At 66.1% G+C, this 17,922-nt stretch carries 15 protein-coding genes; 8 read left to right on the forward strand and 7 right to left on the reverse strand.

Annotated features, from left to right (window positions below):
* Positions 1-323: 323 nt before the first annotated feature.
* Positions 324-1,853, forward strand: a complete 1,530-nt coding sequence (gene exaC, locus EV687_RS13325) for an acetaldehyde dehydrogenase ExaC (protein ID WP_122227730.1) — start codon at positions 324-326, stop codon at positions 1,851-1,853.
* A gap of 212 nt (positions 1,854-2,065) precedes the next feature.
* Complete coding sequence (adhP, locus tag EV687_RS13330; RefSeq protein ID WP_122227727.1) at positions 2,066-3,106, forward strand: alcohol dehydrogenase AdhP; 1,041 nt, start codon at positions 2,066-2,068, stop codon at positions 3,104-3,106.
* Positions 3,107-3,164: 58 nt separating this feature from the next.
* On the opposite strand, the gene EV687_RS13335 is transcribed toward adhP, so the two are convergent.
* The 3 genes from EV687_RS13335 to EV687_RS13345 form a co-directional block, all read right to left on the reverse strand.
* Complete coding sequence (locus EV687_RS13335) at positions 3,165-5,225, reverse strand: sensor histidine kinase (protein WP_130466516.1); 2,061 nt, start codon at positions 5,223-5,225, stop codon at positions 3,165-3,167.
* A 24-nt stretch (positions 5,226-5,249) separates the two neighbouring features.
* Positions 5,250-6,143, reverse strand: a complete 894-nt coding sequence (locus EV687_RS19210; protein ID WP_242612630.1) for a LuxR C-terminal-related transcriptional regulator — start codon at positions 6,141-6,143, stop codon at positions 5,250-5,252.
* 325 nt (positions 6,144-6,468) lie between these two features.
* Positions 6,469-6,684: a hypothetical protein gene (locus EV687_RS13345; RefSeq protein WP_130466517.1), complete on the reverse strand. Its 216-nt coding sequence runs from the start codon at positions 6,682-6,684 to the stop codon at positions 6,469-6,471.
* Here EV687_RS13345 and EV687_RS13350 point away from each other — a divergent pair.
* The 4 genes from EV687_RS13350 (at position 6,683) to EV687_RS13365 (ending at position 10,883) form a co-directional block, all read left to right on the forward strand.
* The gene (locus EV687_RS13350; protein ID WP_130466518.1) at positions 6,683-7,147 is read left to right on the forward strand and encodes a hypothetical protein; all 465 of its coding nucleotides are present in this window, start codon (positions 6,683-6,685) and stop codon (positions 7,145-7,147) included. The genes EV687_RS13345 and EV687_RS13350 overlap by 2 nt on opposite strands.
* Before the next feature lie 111 nt (positions 7,148-7,258).
* A complete protein-coding gene (locus EV687_RS13355; RefSeq protein ID WP_242612631.1) occupies positions 7,259-7,687 on the forward strand; it encodes a hypothetical protein in 429 nt (142 codons plus the stop codon).
* Positions 7,688-7,821: 134 nt separating this feature from the next.
* On the forward strand, positions 7,822-9,525 hold the full coding sequence (locus EV687_RS13360; protein ID WP_341273263.1) for a DUF4384 domain-containing protein: 1,704 nt from the start codon (positions 7,822-7,824) through the stop codon (positions 9,523-9,525).
* 92 nt (positions 9,526-9,617) lie between these two features.
* Positions 9,618-10,883: an SEL1-like repeat protein gene (locus EV687_RS13365; protein WP_122227716.1), complete on the forward strand. Its 1,266-nt coding sequence runs from the start codon at positions 9,618-9,620 to the stop codon at positions 10,881-10,883.
* Positions 10,884-10,930: 47 nt separating this feature from the next.
* Here EV687_RS13365 and EV687_RS13370 read toward each other — a convergent pair whose 3' ends face one another.
* The 4 genes from EV687_RS13370 to EV687_RS13385 form a co-directional block, all read right to left on the reverse strand.
* Positions 10,931-11,710, reverse strand: a complete 780-nt coding sequence (locus EV687_RS13370; protein ID WP_122227713.1) for an enoyl-CoA hydratase — start codon at positions 11,708-11,710, stop codon at positions 10,931-10,933.
* A 162-nt stretch (positions 11,711-11,872) separates the two neighbouring features.
* Positions 11,873-13,768: a M61 family metallopeptidase gene (locus tag EV687_RS13375; RefSeq protein ID WP_122227710.1), complete on the reverse strand. Its 1,896-nt coding sequence runs from the start codon at positions 13,766-13,768 to the stop codon at positions 11,873-11,875.
* A gap of 129 nt (positions 13,769-13,897) precedes the next feature.
* Positions 13,898-14,611 carry a DsbC family protein gene (locus tag EV687_RS13380; protein WP_122228932.1) on the reverse strand — a complete coding sequence of 238 codons (714 nt, stop codon included), beginning with the start codon at positions 14,609-14,611 and terminating at the stop codon, positions 13,898-13,900.
* Between the two features lie 189 nt (positions 14,612-14,800).
* Positions 14,801-16,009, reverse strand: a complete 1,209-nt coding sequence (locus tag EV687_RS13385) for an FAD-dependent monooxygenase (protein WP_122227708.1) — start codon at positions 16,007-16,009, stop codon at positions 14,801-14,803.
* A gap of 202 nt (positions 16,010-16,211) precedes the next feature.
* On the opposite strand from EV687_RS13385, the gene ychF reads away from it, so the two are divergent.
* Together ychF and EV687_RS13395 are read left to right on the forward strand one after the other, a co-directional pair.
* Positions 16,212-17,303, forward strand: a complete 1,092-nt coding sequence (gene ychF / locus EV687_RS13390; RefSeq protein WP_122228930.1) for a redox-regulated ATPase YchF — start codon at positions 16,212-16,214, stop codon at positions 17,301-17,303.
* Between the two features lie 39 nt (positions 17,304-17,342).
* Positions 17,343-17,894 (forward strand): DUF4186 domain-containing protein, encoded by a 552-nt coding sequence (locus EV687_RS13395; RefSeq protein WP_242612632.1) that lies wholly within the window; start codon positions 17,343-17,345, stop codon positions 17,892-17,894.
* Positions 17,895-17,922 lie beyond the last annotated feature (28 nt).

Raw genomic sequence — 17,922 nt, forward strand, 5'->3', positions numbered from 1 at the left:
TCCGGCCCATTATAGGAGTCGATCCTTTGCTGCCTCACCCGCAGCGGTCCCACCCGTGAGCCATTGACGCACTGTTGAAAAACGAGACAGGTGACATGTTCCGGATTGCCACGGTGTCGGTATGAATCTCCTGATCCTGATTTTTTTATGTTTTGAATCAATGGCTTGAAAATGACGTTGGTTGGCATGAAGTTTGAATGACGGGAACTGCACAGAAACCTGTTCTGTCGCGCCCGACTGCGCCACCGTGCACCCCAGGTTTGAAAAGCCCCAATGGCCGAAGGGGCAGGTGGCCTGACTGCAACCCCAAAGGAGACAACACCATGGCAGATCCCTTCGAGCTCAAGCGCTTCAACCTCGACCTGGTCTATCCGTTCAAGACCCAGTACGAGAACTACATCGGCGGCCAATGGGTGCCTCCCTCTGCTGGCCGCTACTTCGAGAACCTTTCGCCGATCACCGGCAAGCCCTTCACCAAGATCGCGCAGTCCGACGCCGAAGACGTCGAGCGCGCGCTGGATGCGGCCCATGCCGCCCAGGCCAGGTGGGGCAAGACCTCAGTGGCCGAGCGCTCCAACCTGCTGCTGAAGATCGCCGACCGCATCGAGCAGAACCTGCAGACGCTGGCGGTGGCCGAGACCATCGACAACGGCAAGCCGCTGCGCGAGACGCTGGCGGCCGATCTGCCGCTGGCGGTAGACCACTTCCGCTACTTCGCCGGCTGCATCCGCGGCGAGGAGGGCGCGCTCTCGGAGATCGACGAGAACACCGTGGCCTACCATTTCCAGGAGCCCATCGGCGTGGTCGGCCAGATCATCCCGTGGAACTTCCCGCTGCTGATGGCGGCCTGGAAACTGGCCCCGGCGCTCGCGGCAGGCTGCTCGGTGGTGATGAAGCCGGCCGAGCAGACGCCGGCTTCCATTCTGGTGCTGATGGAGATCATCGGCGACCTGCTGCCGCCGGGCGTGGTCAACATCGTCAACGGTTTCGGCAAGGAAGCCGGCGAGGCATTGGCGACCAGCAAGCGCATCGCCAAGATCGCCTTCACCGGCTCGACGCCGGTGGGCCAGCGCATCCTGCACGCCGCTGCCGACAACCTGATCCCCTCGACGGTGGAGCTGGGCGGCAAGAGCCCCAACATCTTCTTCGCCGACGTGATGGACAAGGACGACGAGTTCCTCGACAAGGCGCTCGAAGGCCTGGCGATGTTCGCGCTCAACCAGGGCGAAATCTGCACCTGCCCGTCGCGCATCCTGGTGCAGGAGTCGATCGCCGAGCAGTTCATCGAGCGCGCCAAGGCCCGCGTGGCCAAGATCAAGACCGGCCATCCCCTGGACACCAGCACCATGGTGGGCGCGCAGGTCTCCAAGCTGCAGCTCGACAAGATCCTGAACTACATCGACATCGGCCGCCAGGAGGGCGCCACGGCACTGATCGGCGGTGAGCGCAGCAATCTGGGCCAGGAGCTCGATGGCGGCTACTACGTCAAGCCGACCATCCTGCAGGGCAACAACAAGATGCGCATCTTCCAGGAAGAGATCTTTGGCCCCGTGGCGGCGCTGACGACCTTCAAGGACCTGGACGAGGCCATGGAAATCGCCAACGACACGGTATTCGGCCTGGGTGCCGGCGTGTGGACCCGCAACGGCACGCAGGCCTACCGGGCCGGCCGTGCCATCCAGGCGGGCCGCGTCTGGACCAACTGCTACCACGCCTACCCGGCCCACGCCGCCTTCGGTGGCTACAAGCAATCGGGCATCGGCCGTGAAACCCACAAGGTGGCGCTGCACAACTACCAGCAGACCAAGTGCCTGCTGGTGAGCTACAGCGCCAACAAGCTGGGCTTTTTCTGAGCTGCCGCTCCGTGCGGCCAATCCAGCTGCACGGAGCACACCTGGCGCTTGGGCGGCGCGGGGCCGGGCCGGCGGGTGTGTCCCGATGGCCAGCGCCGCTTTTCCGGCACCCATCGCCGGCAGGGGCCGCGATGGCACCCGCGCCGGCGGGTGGGGCCTGGCAGGATGCCGGAGCCCGTGCGTTTCTTTTTCATGCAACCAGGAGACCGTCAATGAGCAAGACCATGAAAGCCGCCGTGGTGCGGGAGTTCGGCAAACCGCTGCAGATCGAGGAAGTGCCGGTGCCAACGCCTTCGGATGATCAGGTGCTGGTCAAGATCGCCGCCTCCGGCGTGTGCCACACCGACTTGCACGCCGCCGATGGCGACTGGCCCGTCAAGCCCAATCCACCCTTCATTCCCGGCCACGAGGGCGTGGGCCATGTGGCGGCGGTGGGCAAGAACGTCAAGCATGTGAAGGAGGGCGATCGCGTCGGCGTGCCCTGGCTGCACACCGCCTGCGGTTATTGCGTGCACTGCCTGGGTGGCTGGGAAACGCTGTGCGAAAAGCAGGAGAACACCGGCTACTCGGTCAACGGCGGCTTTGCCGACTATGCGCTGGCCGACCCCAGTTACGTGGGGCACATTCCCAAGGGGCTGGATTTCATCGAGGTCGCGCCCATTCTTTGTGCGGGCGTGACGGTCTACAAGGGCCTGAAGGTGCTGGGCTGCAAGCCGGGCGACTGGGTGGCCATTTCGGGCATTGGCGGTCTGGGTCACCTGGCGGTGCAGTACGCCAAGGCCATGGGCTTCAACGTGGCGGCGATCGACGTGGACGACAAGAAGCTGGACCTGGCGCGCGCGCTGGGTGCCAGCATCGTGGTCAATGCGCGGCACACCGATCCGGCCGAGCATCTGCAGAAAGAGGTCGATGGCGTGCACGGCATCCTGGTGACGGCCGTCTCGCCCAAGGCCTTCGAGCAGGCGCTGGGCACGGTGCGGCGCGGCGGCACGGTCTCGCTCAATGGCCTGCCGCCGGGCGACTTCCCGCTGCCGATCTTCTCGATGGTGCTCAAGGGCATCACGGTGCGCGGCTCCATCGTCGGCACGCGGCTGGACCTGCAGGAGTCGCTGGAATTCGCGGCCCAGGGCAAGGTCAAGGCCACCGTCAAGGCCGAGAGGATCGAGGACATCAACGACATCTTCGCGCGCATGCACAAGGGCCAGATCGAAGGGCGCATCGTGCTGGACATCGCCGCGGGTGCGATGGCCTGACGCTGCCTTGCTTCGCTTCCCGGGCCGCCATGGCGGCCTGTGGATGTGTCGACTCGGCCTAGGTCCACCCTGACTGGGCGGGGGGCTGCGATGGGACGGCGCCCGCAGGCGATTCCAGCAGGATGCTGACATGGACATGGCAGCCCTCGCCGGGGGCGGTATCGATGCAAAAGGCGCCGCCCAGTTCCCGCACGCGCTGGCGCATGCCGGCCAGGCCCATGCCACGAGCCCTTCCATCAGTGGTCATTTCTTCCGAGGTCATCCTGCCCAAGGCCATGCCCGCACCATTGTCGCGCACATGCAGGTGCAACTGGCCGGCCCGCTGAATCAACTGGATCTGCACGATGGTGGCGGCGCTGTGCTTGATCACGTTGGTCAGGGCTTCCTGCAGCAGCCGCAGGATCGGCAGGGCCTTTTCCGGCTTCAGGCACAGCGCCTCGAGGCCCTCGGTGCGCCATTGTGAACGGATCTGCGCATTCTCCAGCGCGCGCTGCAGCCGCAGCCGGGTGTTGGCAAAGAGCGCCATGAAGTCATGCGGATCGGTGATGGTGCCGGTCTCCAGAATCAGCCGCAGTTCGTTGTGGATCTGCTGGAACACGTCCACCACCTCGTCGGCGCGCACGGCGGCGCTCGGCCAGGTGCTCCAGCGCGCGATCGAGCCGGTGAGGGTACTGCCCAGGCCGTCATGCAGGTCGCGGACCATGCGCCCGCGCTCTTCCAGGCGGGCCTTCTGGATCTCCAGCTCGCGGTTTTGCAGCATGGCCTGGCGCAGGCGCTCCTCGGCCTCCTCGATCTGGGTCTGCAACTCTTGCTTGTAATGGTGCTCGCGCTCGAGCGAGCGGGCCAGGCGCTGCGCCAGCACGAAACCGATGCCCATCAGCATCATGGTCGAGAGCAGCAGCGTGAAGTAGCGCGGCGAGTGCAGCCAGCCCTGCATGGCTGCCACCTCGTGGATGACGGTCAGCCCGACGAGCGAGACGGCGCTGGAGAGGATCACGCTCTCGGCCGTGCGGGTGTGCCAGGCGAAGGCCAGCCATTGCAGCATCGAGAGCACGCCCATGAGCATGCATACCAGCAACGCGGCAAGCTGGATGTCGTCCTGCCAGCGCGTGTCGCTGGGCACGCCCAGCAGCAGTGCCATCAGCGTGCCCAGGCCCGCCCACAGCGCCATGCTCTTGCGCAGGCTGCTGCGGCGCAGCAGTGTCCAGCTGAACATCCACAGCGCGCCGATGAAGACCAGCAGCGTGGCAATCAGAAAGCCGTGGAAGGCACGGGTGCTGCCGAACCAGCCAGGGGCTGCGGCAATGTAGTTGTAGCCATAGCCGACCCAGCCCAGCAGCATCAGGCTGTACCAGCCGTAGTAGGCATGCAGCGGCCAGTTGAACCAGATGACCGTGAAGATCACGCACAGTGCCAGCAGCATGCCCAGGCTGAATTGCTGCAACTGCTGGCGCTTCCATTCGGTGAGCTGGTAGAGGCGCAGCACGTCCAGCGCATCGCCCACGTATACCGTACCGAGGCCGCCGCCGTGACGAGCATAGCCGGTCACGCCGATGAGCAGGTGGTGCTGCTGGCCGGCGGAAGTCTTGAGGCGCCAGTAGGACGGGTGGTTCCATGAACGCGAGAGCGGCTCCTCCAGCGAGAGGTCGCGCCCGATCAGCTGCGAATCCCAGAAGACCTCGTGCGCCATGGAGGCCGAGGAGACCATCAGCGCCAGGTCGTCGCCGCTCCAGTTCTGTGGAATCTGGATGCTGATGCCATACCAGGCGTGGCCCTCATGGCCGGGCCAGTCCCGCCGCCAGGCATGGGGCAGCTCGACGTTCTGCCAGTCCAGGGCCTGCCAGCTTGGCCCGACCTGTCCGGAAGGGGCGCCAAAGCCCTGGCTGTCCGGCAAGGCCAGCACACGTGTGACGGGCACCAGTTTCGAGTTCGCGATCAGGTGGCGCTCGTACCAGGTGCTGCCGAGCACGATGGCCGCGACCGTCAGCAGCAGCAAAATGGCCAGCGCCGTGACCTTGCCCGGGCGGGCCCGGCCACCGCGGCCGTTCGGGTAGGCATGGCCCAGCATCCAGAAGCTGTGCGGAAACCGCGATGGTGCGCTGAGCGGCTGATTCGGCATGGGCGGCATGGCGTGCCGGCTCTGTCAGACCAGGCCGTGGAGCATGGCGTGGCGAATCGCCTTGGTCTTGCTGTTGACCTGCAGCTTGCGGTAGATGTTCTTGATGTGGGTGTTGACCGTCAGCGTCGAGATGGCCAAGGCCTGGGCGATTTCCGCGTACGAGAGGCCTTCGGCAATGCGGCGCAGGATTTCCTGCTCGCGGCCGGAGAGCGTCTGTTCCGCGGCCTGCGGTTGCGGTGCGTGGGCCGGTTGCCTGATGGCCTGTCCCGCCGGCCACATGGGTGGCATGGAAGGAATGGGGGACATGGGCGACACCGGCCGTTCGGTCGCGCTGGCGACTGGCGCAGTGGCTTGCGCCGAGGCTGCCTGGGCCCCCATGTGCTTGATGATGCGCCGTGCCAGATTGGGCGAGATGGCCGCGCCACCATGCGCGACCTGCAGCACGGCCTCGGTGAAGTTGCCGATCCAGCCGTTCTTGACCAGATAGCCGGTGGCGCCAAGCTCGAATGCATGGAAGGCGTGTTCCAGATCCTCCATGACGGAGATGATCACGACCTCGCTGATGGGACGCACCGACTTGCTCAGCGCCAGCAGCTCGAAGCCGGAGCCATCGCCAAGATTGAGATCGACCAGCAGGATGTCGTAGCTGGTCCTGCGGATCAGCGCTGCGCCCCGCGCGTGGCTGTCGGCCTCGCCCACCACCATGACGTCAGGGTGCCGCTCGAACTCGGCGAGGATGGCCTGACGCACCCAGGCATCGTCATCGACGACGAGAATCCGTGTCGCGCGGGCTTGCGGGGATGCCTGCGATGCCGCGGGCGGATCGAATATCGATGAACGCGCGAATTGTGATGGAGTGAAACAGCTGTTGCCCTGATGCTTGTTACATAAGAGAGCCTCTTCGCGCCTGATCGTCATGGAATTCTCCTCTGTCACCTTGGCCTGTGTGTTTTTATGCAGATGGGGAAAAGCCATTCCCGAAAGATTTTTTCTTCAGGAGAATCAGCACAAACCCTTGGCATGTCTGGCAGCGCATGCCTGATTAACTTATTATTGACACTCTTCCCTGCGAACGGCGATGGGCTGTGGCGCATGGCATTGCAGTGGAGGACGGCCATTTTGCGGAATGTTAAGGAGTTACAGGCGGGTAGTTCTTTAAATTTCAAAGAGTTACATTGATCACGAATGGCAACTACCTGAATATAGGTAATGGCTTTCTGTCATGGCACAGCGCGCAAGTGATTCATTCCATTGGATGAATGCATTCAAGGTATCTTTCCAGGCCAATTTGAATACCCTTTTCAAGGTATTCCGAATGGGGATTCACGCGATGGGGGTTCGTTCCGATACTGCCCAACAGACAAGGGCTGATCAGGCTTGCGGCCCTGTCCACCGGGCGGACGTGTCGCAACGACGCCATGCCGGTCCAACCCATCGAGAGCCATTTGGAGATCATCATGAAAAAGGTATTGCTTGCTACTGCTGTCTTCGCAACGGGCCTGGCATTCGCCGGCGGGCCTTCGTCGTCCGGCAGTGAAATCGTGATCAACGGCCTGTCCATCCAGGCGACCTCGGCCATCTGGGCCACGGTGTCCAACAAGGCCGAGGACGAAGGCTATGCGCTGCAGAACATCGCCTCCAATGCCGGCGAGGTGACGATCAATGGCGCCTCCGTGCAGATCGGCGCGTTGCGTGACACCACCGTGTCCAACTACGCGGATGACGAGGCCTATGCCGTGCAGAGCCTGGCCAGCAATCTGGGCGAGGTGACGGTCAATGGCGCTTCGCTGCAGATCGTTGCGGCCACCAACTCGGGCTTCTACAACAAGGCCACCGACAACAGCAAGGCCGTGCAGAACGTCTCCAGCAACAACGCCTGCGTGCAGTGCGTGCCCAGCGGCAAGGGCGGCGGCAAGTACTGACGCGGCTGCCTGAGAGCTTGCCGTCGATCGCCAGCGCGAGGCCTTTTGCCCGCGCTGGCGATCGGTTCATTCCATTCGGTCGGCCGGGCTGAACCGGCAACGGAGGCGCATATGTCGCATATGCCATATCTGTTCTTTCTGCGCATGGGCGGCGTGGGTGCCCTCTCCGCATGGCTGGCATCGCTTGCCTGGGCGCAGCCGATACCGGGCGAGGATCCACTGGTCATCCAGTCGCCACTGCAATATCAGCAGTTTCCGGGTTACGGCGGCGCCGCATCCGGCGGGCTCGACCCGTCCAGCGACCTGCCTGCGTGGATGCGCGCGCGCGTCTCGCGCTTCGAGGCGCAGGCGTATGGCATTCACTCCAGCGTCTATACCGACAACGACGTGGTGACGACGGCAGCCACCCAGGGCTTGCGCAAGGTGTGCGTCCAGGAGGTCGCATCGAACACCACCGCGTCGGGCAGCATGGTCACGCCCGCCAATGGCCGCGATCAGATCGTGGTGCTGCGTGGTGATCTGGTGAATGTCTGTCGATAGCGGGATGACATGGCGGATGCCGGCCGGCGCGCATGCCGGCCTGTTCTGACGCGCTGGAGCAGGGCGCGCAGAGTGTCCGATCCATGCCAGGTCAATGGCAAGCGATGCCGGCAATGGCTCAAGAGGGGGGCAAGATGCAGCACACCAACAGGCAATCCGCGCGGGCATCCATGCTGGGCGTGGTCATCACAGTGGCGAGCTGGCTGGGCGGCTGCGCCACGCCGCTGGACGCCCGCAAGGACCGGGAGTTCCAGTCCAACGCGCATGTGCACAACCGGCCCACGCACCGGCCAGTGCGCTCCTTCACCAGCTTCTCGGATTCGCTCACCTGCATGGACCACATGCTGCGCGCGGCCGACATGCCCACCACGCTGATCACCAGCAAGTACATCCCCGATTACTCGGGGCGCGTCTCGGTGGCCACCAAGGACATGATCATCACCGCGCTCTCGCAGATGTCGCGCGTGAGCAATGCCTTCCGCTACGTCGACTTCGAGGTGGAGCTGACGCGCCAGGACACGGTGCAGAACCTCACCACCATCCTGCTCAACAACAACCAGCTGCGCCTGCAGCGCCCGGCGCTGTATCTCTCGGGCGCGATCGCCTTCGTGGACCAGAACGTCATCAACAACCGCTGGGACATGGGCACTTCCGCCTCGCGGCTGGAGACGGGCTACAGCGCCAACCGCAACGCTACGCTGCTGGGCCTGGAGATGCACCTGGGCGATTTCCGCACCCGCACCTTCATCCCCGGTCTCGATTCCTCCAACGAGATCATCATCGCCAATGGAGGCCAGGGCCTCGATCTGGCCGGCCGCATCAGCGACTATGGCGTGCATTTCAACGTCGGGCGCGATTACACGCAGGGCGTCGGCATTGCCACCCGCACGCTGGTGGAGCTGGCCATGATCGAGCTGCTGGGCAAATGGGCCCGGCTGCCCTACTGGCAGTGTCTGACGCTGGACCAGGCGCACCCGGACTTCCAGCGCCAGTTGCGCGACTGGTACAACGCCGGCAATGCCAGCCAGCACCGCAGCCTGGTGCAGCGTTCGCTGGCCAGCCAGGGCTATCTGCCCGCCGATGTGCCGCTGCGCGAGAGCGACAGCCAGGAACTGCGCCTGGCCGTGGCGCGCTTCCAAGCCGACCATGGCATGGTGGTCACCGGCCGGGTCGACTTCACCACCTACGAGCGCGCCCTGCGCCAGTTCGTCGAGATCGACGAGGAAGGGCGCTTTACCCGCATCGGCTGGGAGACGGGCGGCAGGGCCACGGGCTGGCCGCCGCAGACGCAGCACCTGGCCATCGACCTGCAGGTGGAGAACCCCGTCATCGACCGCACCCGCTTCGAGAGCGGCACGCCGATCTACCTCTCGTCCTCGCTCAGCCGCAGCGCCCACCTCTACTGCTTCATGTCCAATGGCCACGGTCAGGTGATTCGCCTGCTGCCCAATGCCGCCATGCCGCATGCGCTGCTCTCGGCCAACCAGACCGTGCGCATTCCCGACTGGATGTCGCCCAACCCCGGCTTCCTGCTCGATGCCGGCCAGCCCGGCACCGAAACCGTGGGTTGTTTTGCCAGCACGCGCGACATGGCCGGGCTGCTGCCGGGGCTGACCGAGCCGCCCGCGCTGTCCTTGCTGGGCGGTGTGCAGGGCATCGATGGTGTGCAGCAGGCCTTTACGCAGGCACTGGGCGAGGGTGAGTTCGCCAGCCAGCGGGTGCAGTGGCAGGTGCTGCCAGCAGGCCCTGCCATGCAGGCTGCGCCGGCACCTGCTGCACCCTCCGTGGCACCACCCGCGGCGCCATCGTCACCGCCCGCAAGTGGCGGCGCGCGCTGACAGGCGTCCGACCTGCCGCTTGTAAAGGCTGGAGCGCCGGCCGGGGCCGGCCCAACGATCACGGGAACGGGAAGGAGTCTGCTGTGCTGCAAATGACTGTGCGAGTATCGGGCGGCGGCCTGGAGCGGGGACGCGTGGTGTCGCTCGTCCTGCTGGTGGCGCTGTTGGCGGGGCTGCTGGGTGCCAGCACTCCGGCCCGGGCCCAGCCCCGCGCGGTCTGGCATGACGAGGACATTGCCGCCCCGATGAACGACGAGAACCTGCTGATTCCGGCGCCGCAGCCGCTGTCACCTGCGCTGCCCGGGGCCGGCTTTTCCGGCGACGGCGCGGGCAGTCTGTTCGATGCCGACGAAGGCCCGCAGGCTCTTCCCAACCCCCAGGCCGAGCAGGAGTTGCGGCACCGCCTGCGCATCTTGCAGGCGCAGGCACGGCAGCTCGAAGCGGCTTCCAAGGCGCAGGGCCGGGCCACCGTCCAGCAGGCCGCGCAGGCGGCGCTGGAGCTGGGGCTGATCCACTTGCATGGCAGCGGCGTGCCGGTTGATGCCGGGGTGGCGCAGCAATGGTTCGAGCAGGCGCTGGCCTTGCAGCCGCAGGGGCGCGCCGTGGGGGCTATGGCCTGGTGCTATCTGCAGGGCTGCCAATTGCCGCCCGATGCGGATGCCGCCAGGGAGATGATCACCCGTCTGCGTGGCATTCAGCCCGGCCGTGCCGCCTTTCTTGAATGGGCGTTGGCGTTGCAGCAGTCCCCGCTGATCATGATGCCGGCGCCGCGCCACTCGGGTGGCGGGCAGCGTCTGCAAGTGCCCCAGCCGGCGCTGCTGCGGGAGGCCGCCCGGGCGGGCGACGTGCATGCGCATGTCGAGCTGGGCATCGACGCCTTCAACCAGGGGCAGGAAACGCAGGCGCGGGCCCATTTTCGTGCCGCAGCGCACGGATCGCCGGCTGCCCGGGCCAACCTGACCATGCTCGATGCCGTGCGGCAACGCCAGCAGCAAGGGGGGGCTGCCGCACAGGCGGGCGGGCGCGAGCTCGAAGCCGCCCACCGCGCACACCGCGGCACGCAGGGCCCGGCCAATTACTCCGAGGCGCTGCGCCTGTACCGCCTGGCGGCGCAGCAGGGCAATGCGGCGGCGCGCAACATGCTGCAGCTGATCCTCTCGCGCCCGGCCGCCGATGGCGGCATCAACGTCGTCTGGATGCGGGAGCTGGCCTTGATGGACTTCAGTGGCGAGCTGCCGCAGCTGGCGGCGCCGGTCTCGCAGCCGCAATTGCAGCGCGACCCGACGCCGCTGTTCGACTGGCTGCCCGCCTACTGGCAGGAGCGCGCCACGCTGCGCGGCCTGTTGCCGGGCGATTGAGTGGATGGCATGGTTGCGTGACCCACGAAAAGATCGTGAACAGGTTCTTACCGGTTGGCAAAGGCCGCCGGACGCTTGTTGATGAAAGCATCCATGCCTTCCTTCTGGTCCTGCGTGGCAAACAGCGCGTGGAACAGGCGGCGCTCGAACATCACGCCATCGGAGAGGCCGCTCTCGAATGCCCGGTTGACCGATTCCTTGGCGGCCATCGTGGCGATCAGCGAGTGGCTGCTGATCAGCAGGGCCGCGCCGATGGCTTCCTCCATCAGCTTGTCGAGCGGGACGACACGGCTGACCAGGCTGGCGCGCTCGGCTTCCTGGGCGTCCATCATGCGGCCCGTCAGTGCCATGTCCATGGCCTTGGCCTTGCCGACTGCGCGTGGCAGGCGCTGCGTGCCACCGGCGCCGGGGATGACGCCGAGCTTGATCTCGGGCTGGCCGAACTTGGCATTGTCGGCGGCGATGATGAAATCGCACATCATCGCCAACTCGCAGCCGCCGCCGAGCGCGTAGCCGCTGACGGCGGCTATGACCGGCTTGCGCACGCTGCGGATGGTCTCCCAGTTGCGCGTGATGTAGTCGCCCTTGTAGGCATCGACGAAGCTGTACTTCGCCATGGCCGGGATGTCCGCGCCGGCCGCAAAGGCCTTTTCGCTGCCGGTGACGATGATGCAGCCGATGCGCTCATCGGCATCGAAGGCCTTGAGGGCCTCGCCCAGCTCGTTCATCAGCTGTTCGTTGAGGGCGTTGAGCTGCTTTGGGCGGTTGAGCGTGACGATGCCGACCTTGTCGGCCTCGGTGCGCACATCGATGGTTTCGTATGCCATGGGAATCTCCTTGCCTGTTGTCTCGTCTGTTCGCCATTGCCCGCAGTGGCCGCAGCCGCTGGTGGCGGCATTGGCGGGGCGGCGCTGCCACTATAAGGCAAAGCGGTGGCCAGACAGCCTGGCCAAGTGCCTCGCTGCCTCGGGCATGCGCTGCCCGGCCCTTCAGCGCGCAGCAGCGGGTTTGCCGAGCCAGTCCTGGAGCCGGCCGGCATCGGCGATGCCCAGTTCCACCTCACCCTGCGCCGCAGCCGCACTGCCGGGAATGTCGGGGGCGTCAAGGCCATCGAGGGCCACGGTCCGCCACAGCAGGCGGCCATCGCGCGCCAGCAGTGCATCGAAGCGCTGAGTCCCGGCCGGCAGCAGCGTCTCCAGATCGTCCAGCGCAGTCAGGCGCCATGCCTGGCTGCCGTTATCGGCGGCATCCTGGCTGCCGCCCGGCAGGCGCACGCCCAGCCACTCGTCATGGACGGCCAAGCCCGCCTGCTCGGCCAGGCTACCGGACTGGATGCGCCGCAGCACCGGGCTGGCGCCGCTGCGTTCCTGCACCTGGATGCCCAGCCGCAGCGCCCAGCCGGGCGTCTTGTGGCCCAGCGTAATGCCTTGCCGGGCCAGCAATGGGCCCAGCGGCAGCTCGTCGGTGCCATGCACCCAGGCCGCCAACGGCGCACGCCAGTCCTGGCCGCTGAGGGCCTGCAGCGCCTGCAGCACGTCGTCCTCGCTGATCGGTCCGCCCTGGCTGCGCTGCCACAGCGCGCGCATCACGGCATCGAGGTCGGTGCGGCCCTGCTGGCGCAGGCTCAGGTCCAGGCACAGCGCCACCAGTGCGCCCTTGGTGTAGTAGCTGACCGTGAGGTTGGCGGTGTTCTCGTCCTGCCGGTAGTACTTGACCCAGGCATCGAAGCTGGCCTGGGCCACGCTTTGCACCTGGCGGCCGGGTGTTTGCGCCACCTGATGCAGCGTTTTGCCCAGCAGCTTGAGGTAGCCGGCGTCGTCGAGCAGGCCGGCGCGGCGCAGCAGCAGGTCGTCGTAGTAGCTGGTAAAGCCCTCGAAGAACCATAGCAGTTCGGTGTAATTCTCCTGGTCGTAGTCGTAGCGGGCGAACTGTGTCGGCCGCATGCGCTTGACGTTCCAGGTGTGGAAGTATTCGTGGCTGATGAGGCCCAGCAACGTGCCATAGCCATCGGGTTGCGGCGCGTCGCCCTGGCGCGGCAGGTCGGCGCGGCTGCAGATGAGGGCGGTGCTGTGACGGTGTTCCAGACCGCCATAGCCGCTGCCCACGGCGTTGAGCAGAAAGACGTAGCGGTCGTGCGGTGGCTGGCCGCCCTGATCGATGTCCGGATGCCAGAAGCGGATGGCGGTCTCGCAGATGCGGCGGGCGTCGGCCAGCAGCCGCTCGCCATCGAAACGCGGGCCCGCGCCGGCCACCACGAAGCGGTGCGGCACGCCGCAGGCCTCGAAGCTGCCGCTCCAGAACGCGCCCATTTCGACGGGCGAATCGGCCAGTTCGTCATAGCCACCGGCACGGTACTCGCCAAAGCCACGGTCATCGATGGAGACCGGCTGCAGTGCCGTGGCGAGCTGCCAGGCGGTGCCGCCTTCCGCTGCTGCGACATGTTGCGATGGCGGCGGCACCAGCAACACGTGCTGCGCATCTTCCTGGCCCAGCACGCGCAGGCACAGGCTGGTGGCGTTGAAGAAGCCGCGTGCATCATCGAGCCAGGCGGTGCGCACCGAGTTGTCGAACGCATACACGCGGTATTCCAGCACCAGCGGGGCATCGGCCGTGCAGTCGGTCTGCCAGCGGTTCTTGGCCAGGGCCGTGACGGTGACGGGCCGGCCATCCTGCGTGGCCTGCAGGCTGTGCAGGTTGCGGGAGAACTCACGCACCAAGTAGCTGCCCGGGATCCAGACCGGCAGCGCCAGTTGCTGGCCAGCGGCAGGGTGCGCCACCGTCAGCTGCACGTGGTAGATGTGCGCGTACGGTTCGGTGGCGCTGATGCGGTAGTGAATGGCTGGCGGTGCGCTGTGCCGGGCGTTGGCGGTGTGGCGGTCGGGCATGGGTCTGGAACGGTGTGGCGGACAGGATGAGGACGGCTGGCTCGCTGGCATTTCTCAAGGCACAAAGCCAGTGCGCGGCGGAGCAGGCACTGGCTTTGTGGCGTGGTGGGGGGCGGCGCAACCGGGCGGTCAGGACGCCTTGTCCAGATTCTGGAGCTTTTGCTCGATCTGCTGCGCCGGCACGGCGCCCGGCACGCGGGTGCCATCCTCGAAGATGATGGTGGGTGTGCCGGTGATCTTGTACTGGCGCCCGAATGCCAGGTTGCGCTGCAGGGCGTCCTGGTTCTCGCAGCTGCCCTTTTCCGCGCTGGGTTTGGTGTCGCCCAGCATCCATTGGCTCCAGGCCGCGGCGGTGTCCTTGGCGCACCAGATGTCGCGCGACTTCTCGAATGAATCCGGGCTGAGGATCGGGTAGAGGAACACGTGGACGGTGATGTTGTCGAGGTTGAGCATGTCGCGCTCGAAGCGCTTGCAGTAGCCGCAATTCGGGTCCTCGAACACGGCGATCTGGCGGCTGCCATCACCGCGCACCACGGTGAAGGCGTCCTCGAAAGGCAGCTTCTGGTAGTCGATGGCCGTGAGCGCGCGGATGCGGTCTTCGGTGATGTTGCGCTTGGCCTGGGTGTCGAACAGTTCGCCCTGGATCAGGAAGTCACCCGTGGCATCGGTGTAGAACACATCGGTACCCACGCGCACTTCGTAGAGGCCGGACATCGGCGTCGGGCTGACCTGATCGATGCCCTGCAGCTGCGGAATGCGCTGGCCCAGCGTGGCGCGCAGCGCCTCGGTGGATGGCTGGGCGTCATCCGCAGCCTGGGCGGCCAGCGGCACCAGCGTGACCATCAGCGCCGCCAGCAGGGCGGTTGCCGGCGCCGGACGCTTGTGGAGCGGAGAATGGGAGAGGGCGCTGGAGGCGGATACGGGTGCGGACATGGGATTCCTGGAAAAGAATGATCGAACAAAAATCGTGGGCTGCATGGCTGCTCGGGCGCACCGCTCGAGGCAGGCTCCGGCCAGTGCATCTGCGCTGCCTCAGCCTGTGCGCATGGCCTGGCGTGCCAGCCACTGTTTGATGGGACCGCTGTTGGCAAAGCCATTCATGCCCCAGTTGCGCAGCGACTGCAGCCAGGGCTGCTCTTGCCAGAACAGCCATTGCAGGCCATCGGTGGCCGCCACATACGGCCATAGGGCAGACTTGCGCTCGCGCTCATAGTTCCGCAGCAGGTGGCGGTCATTGACCGGGCGCCAGGCCGGGCGGTTCAGCAATTCACGGCTGAGCGCCGCTACATCGCCCAGGCCCAGGTTCAGGCCCGAGCCGGCCAGCGGGTGCACGGTGTGCGCCGCATCCCCAACCAGCACCCAACTGCCAGCCTGCGGCTGGGATGCATCCAGCGGGCCGCTCCAGCGGCTGGCTTGCGACAGCTTGAGCGGCCAGCGCGCCGGTTGGGCCGTGAGGCTCAGGCGTGTCCGGGGCGTGACGGCGGCATCAGTCGCCGCCGCCGTGGCGTTGCCGCTGGCTGCGGCGCTGGCGATGGTCGCTTCGAGTCGCCCGGCAAAGGCCTCTGCATCCAGGGTCAGCAGTTCGCGGGCCAGTTCAGGTTCGGTCGACCACACCAGTGCGTATTCGTCGCCATCGGGGCCTCCCAGTGGCAGCAGGGCAACGATGTTCGGACCGGTGAACCACTGGCTTGCGGTGCCGCGGTGTGGCTCGCTGGCGCGCACGCGGGCCGCGACAGCGTGCTGCGGGTAGGGCAGGGCCTGGGTGTCGATGCGCAGGGCGGCGCGGCTGCTGCTGAAGCGGCCTTCGCAGATGGCCGTCAGTGGCGCTGCCACCGCCTCGTCCACCAGTTCCACCGAAGGCTGAAAGCGCAGCGCCGCAGCGAGCATGTCCTCCAGTGCCGGCACATCGACGATCCAGGCCAGGGATTCGTCATCGCCAGCCTCTGGCGGTGCGTCGAAATCGATATGGCCGCCGGCATCGCCGCTGACGCGCATGTGGCGCACAGGGGTGATGGCCGTGCCCTCGGGCCAGCAGCGCAGTGCCTGCAGCAGCTGGCGCGAGCTCTGGTTGAGCGCATAGGCGCGTACGTCGCGTACTTCGCGCACGCCGCGTCCGCCGGGAGGCGCCGGTGGGGCATCGACCAGGGCGATGCGCAGCTTGGCGCGGGCCAGTTGCAGGGCCAGTGCGCGGCCGACAATGCCGGCGCCGCGGATGCACACATCAAAATCAGAGGACGACATGGCGGCCGATTGTAAAGTAAGGCATGCCAAGGCCCGGTGCCGGTGGCGGCCGGACAGGGCCGAACACTGCCAGCGCACGCCGGCAGACCAACAGCGCCTAAAATTGGCGGTTTGCGTCGGCGGGGTGCATTGCCCCGGCATGCACTCCAGCATGGGCGCGCGGGCCATGCGGCCCCTCACACACACACAGGAACCCTACACCATGAGTCTGCAATGCGGCATCGTTGGCCTGCCCAACGTCGGCAAGTCCACCCTGTTCAACGCCCTGACAAAGGCCGGCATCGCCGCCGAGAACTATCCGTTCTGCACCATCGAGCCGAACGTCGGCGTGGTGGAAGTGCCAGACCCGCGCCTGGCCCAACTGGCGGCCATCATCAACCCCGAGCGCATCGTGCCGGCCATCGTCGAGTTCGTCGACATCGCCGGCCTGGTCGCCGGTGCCAGCACCGGTGAAGGCCTGGGCAACAAGTTCCTGGCCCACATCCGCGAGACCGACGCCATCGTCAACGTGGTGCGCTGCTTCGAGGACCCCAACGTCATCCACGTTGCCGGCAAGGTCGACCCGATCTCCGACATCGAGGTCATCCAGACAGAACTTTGCCTGGCCGACCTCGGCACCGTGGAGAAAGCGCTGCACCGACACACCAAGGTGGCGCGCTCCGGCGACAAGGACGCGCAGAAGCTGGTCGGCCTGCTCGAACGCTGTCAGGCCGCTCTCAACGAGAACATCCCGGTGCGCGCGCTGGAGTTCAGCAAGGAAGAGCGGCCGCTGGTCAAGAGCTTCTCGCTCATCACCGCCAAGCCGGCGATGTTCGTCGGCAACGTCAGCGAAGACGGCTTCGACAACAACCCCTACCTGGACCGCCTGCGCGAGTATGCGGCCAAACAGAATGCTCCGGTGGTGGCCATCTGCGCCAAGATCGAAGCCGAACTGGCCGACATGGATGACGAGGACAAGAAGATGTTCCTCGCCGAAATCGGCCAGGAAGAGCCTGGCCTGGACCGCCTGATCCGCGCCGCCTTCAAGCTGCTGGGTCTGCAGACCTACTTCACCGCCGGCGTCAAGGAAGTGCGCGCCTGGACCATCCGCATCGGCGACACCGGCCCGCAGGCCGCCGGCGTCATCCACGGCGACTTCGAGCGCGGCTACATCCGCGCCCAGACCATCGCGTTCGACGACTTCATCGCCTACAAGGGCGAGCAGGGTGCCAAGGACGCCGGCAAGATGCGCTCCGAAGGCAAGGAATACGTGGTGCAGGATGGGGATGTGATGAATTTCTTGTTCAACGTCTGATCAACGTCTGACCGAGACTGATCGACGTCCGGCGTTCCAATGACCGATTGGCGCTGCAAGTGCCAACCTGCTCTTGTGATGGCAAGCGATTCAATTTCCGAACCCGGTGCCGGTGATCAGGCTGATTCGGCCCATGAAGAGACCATGCGCGCGCTGTTCGCGCGCTTGGCGCAGTCGGACTTCCGCAGGCGTTTCAGGCTGGGCCCGAAGGAGTGGGACTATCTCTGCGAGAAGGGGTCGGAGCTGATTCGCCGCCATGCGGCCGATTTCATCGCGGCGCGGCTGGCACCGGCAGAGCCGCCCCATGACGGCAAGCAGACGCCGATGCGCGGGCACCCGGTCTTCATTGCCCAGCACGCCACCGCGACCTGCTGTCGAGGCTGCCTGGCCAAGTGGCATGGCCTGCCGCGGGGCCGTCCGCTTGATGCGGCCGAGCAGGCGCGGGTGGTCGAGGTGCTGATGCACTGGCTGGAACAACAGGCCGCGCCATTGGCGCGCCGGCGTTCTGCGGCATCACCGGCCCGCAAGTTGGCAAAACCGAAGCCTTTGACATCAGGCTCAGATCCGGTGCAGCGGGATCTGTTCGATTGAGTCCGGGGCGCTGATGGGCGGCGCCCAG

The sequence above is a fragment of the Corticibacter populi genome (assembly GCF_004217315.1).
GTDB lineage: Bacteria > Pseudomonadota > Gammaproteobacteria > Burkholderiales > Burkholderiaceae_C > Lampropedia > Lampropedia populi.

Coding starts and splice junctions, on each gene's coding strand:
- EV687_RS13395 (WP_242612632.1), top strand. CDS start 17,343: ATGACCGATTGGCGCTGCAAGTGCCAACCTGCTCTTGTGATGGCAAGC.
- EV687_RS19210 (WP_242612630.1), bottom strand. CDS start 6,143: ATGACGATCAGGCGCGAAGAGGCTCTCTTATGTAACAAGCATCAGGGC.
- EV687_RS13345 (WP_130466517.1), bottom strand. CDS start 6,684: ATGATGATCTCCAAATGGCTCTCGATGGGTTGGACCGGCATGGCGTCG.
- adhP (WP_122227727.1), top strand. CDS start 2,066: ATGAGCAAGACCATGAAAGCCGCCGTGGTGCGGGAGTTCGGCAAACCG.
- EV687_RS13350 (WP_130466518.1), top strand. CDS start 6,683: ATGAAAAAGGTATTGCTTGCTACTGCTGTCTTCGCAACGGGCCTGGCA.
- EV687_RS13355 (WP_242612631.1), top strand. CDS start 7,259: ATGTCGCATATGCCATATCTGTTCTTTCTGCGCATGGGCGGCGTGGGT.
- EV687_RS13385 (WP_122227708.1), bottom strand. CDS start 16,009: ATGTCGTCCTCTGATTTTGATGTGTGCATCCGCGGCGCCGGCATTGTC.
- EV687_RS13380 (WP_122228932.1), bottom strand. CDS start 14,611: ATGGTCACGCTGGTGCCGCTGGCCGCCCAGGCTGCGGATGACGCCCAG.
- EV687_RS13375 (WP_122227710.1), bottom strand. CDS start 13,768: ATGCCCGACCGCCACACCGCCAACGCCCGGCACAGCGCACCGCCAGCC.
- EV687_RS13365 (WP_122227716.1), top strand. CDS start 9,618: ATGACTGTGCGAGTATCGGGCGGCGGCCTGGAGCGGGGACGCGTGGTG.
- ychF (WP_122228930.1), top strand. CDS start 16,212: ATGAGTCTGCAATGCGGCATCGTTGGCCTGCCCAACGTCGGCAAGTCC.
- EV687_RS13370 (WP_122227713.1), bottom strand. CDS start 11,710: ATGGCATACGAAACCATCGATGTGCGCACCGAGGCCGACAAGGTCGGC.
- EV687_RS13335 (WP_130466516.1), bottom strand. CDS start 5,225: ATGCCGAATCAGCCGCTCAGCGCACCATCGCGGTTTCCGCACAGCTTC.
- exaC (WP_122227730.1), top strand. CDS start 324: ATGGCAGATCCCTTCGAGCTCAAGCGCTTCAACCTCGACCTGGTCTAT.
- EV687_RS13360 (WP_341273263.1), top strand. CDS start 7,822: ATGCAGCACACCAACAGGCAATCCGCGCGGGCATCCATGCTGGGCGTG.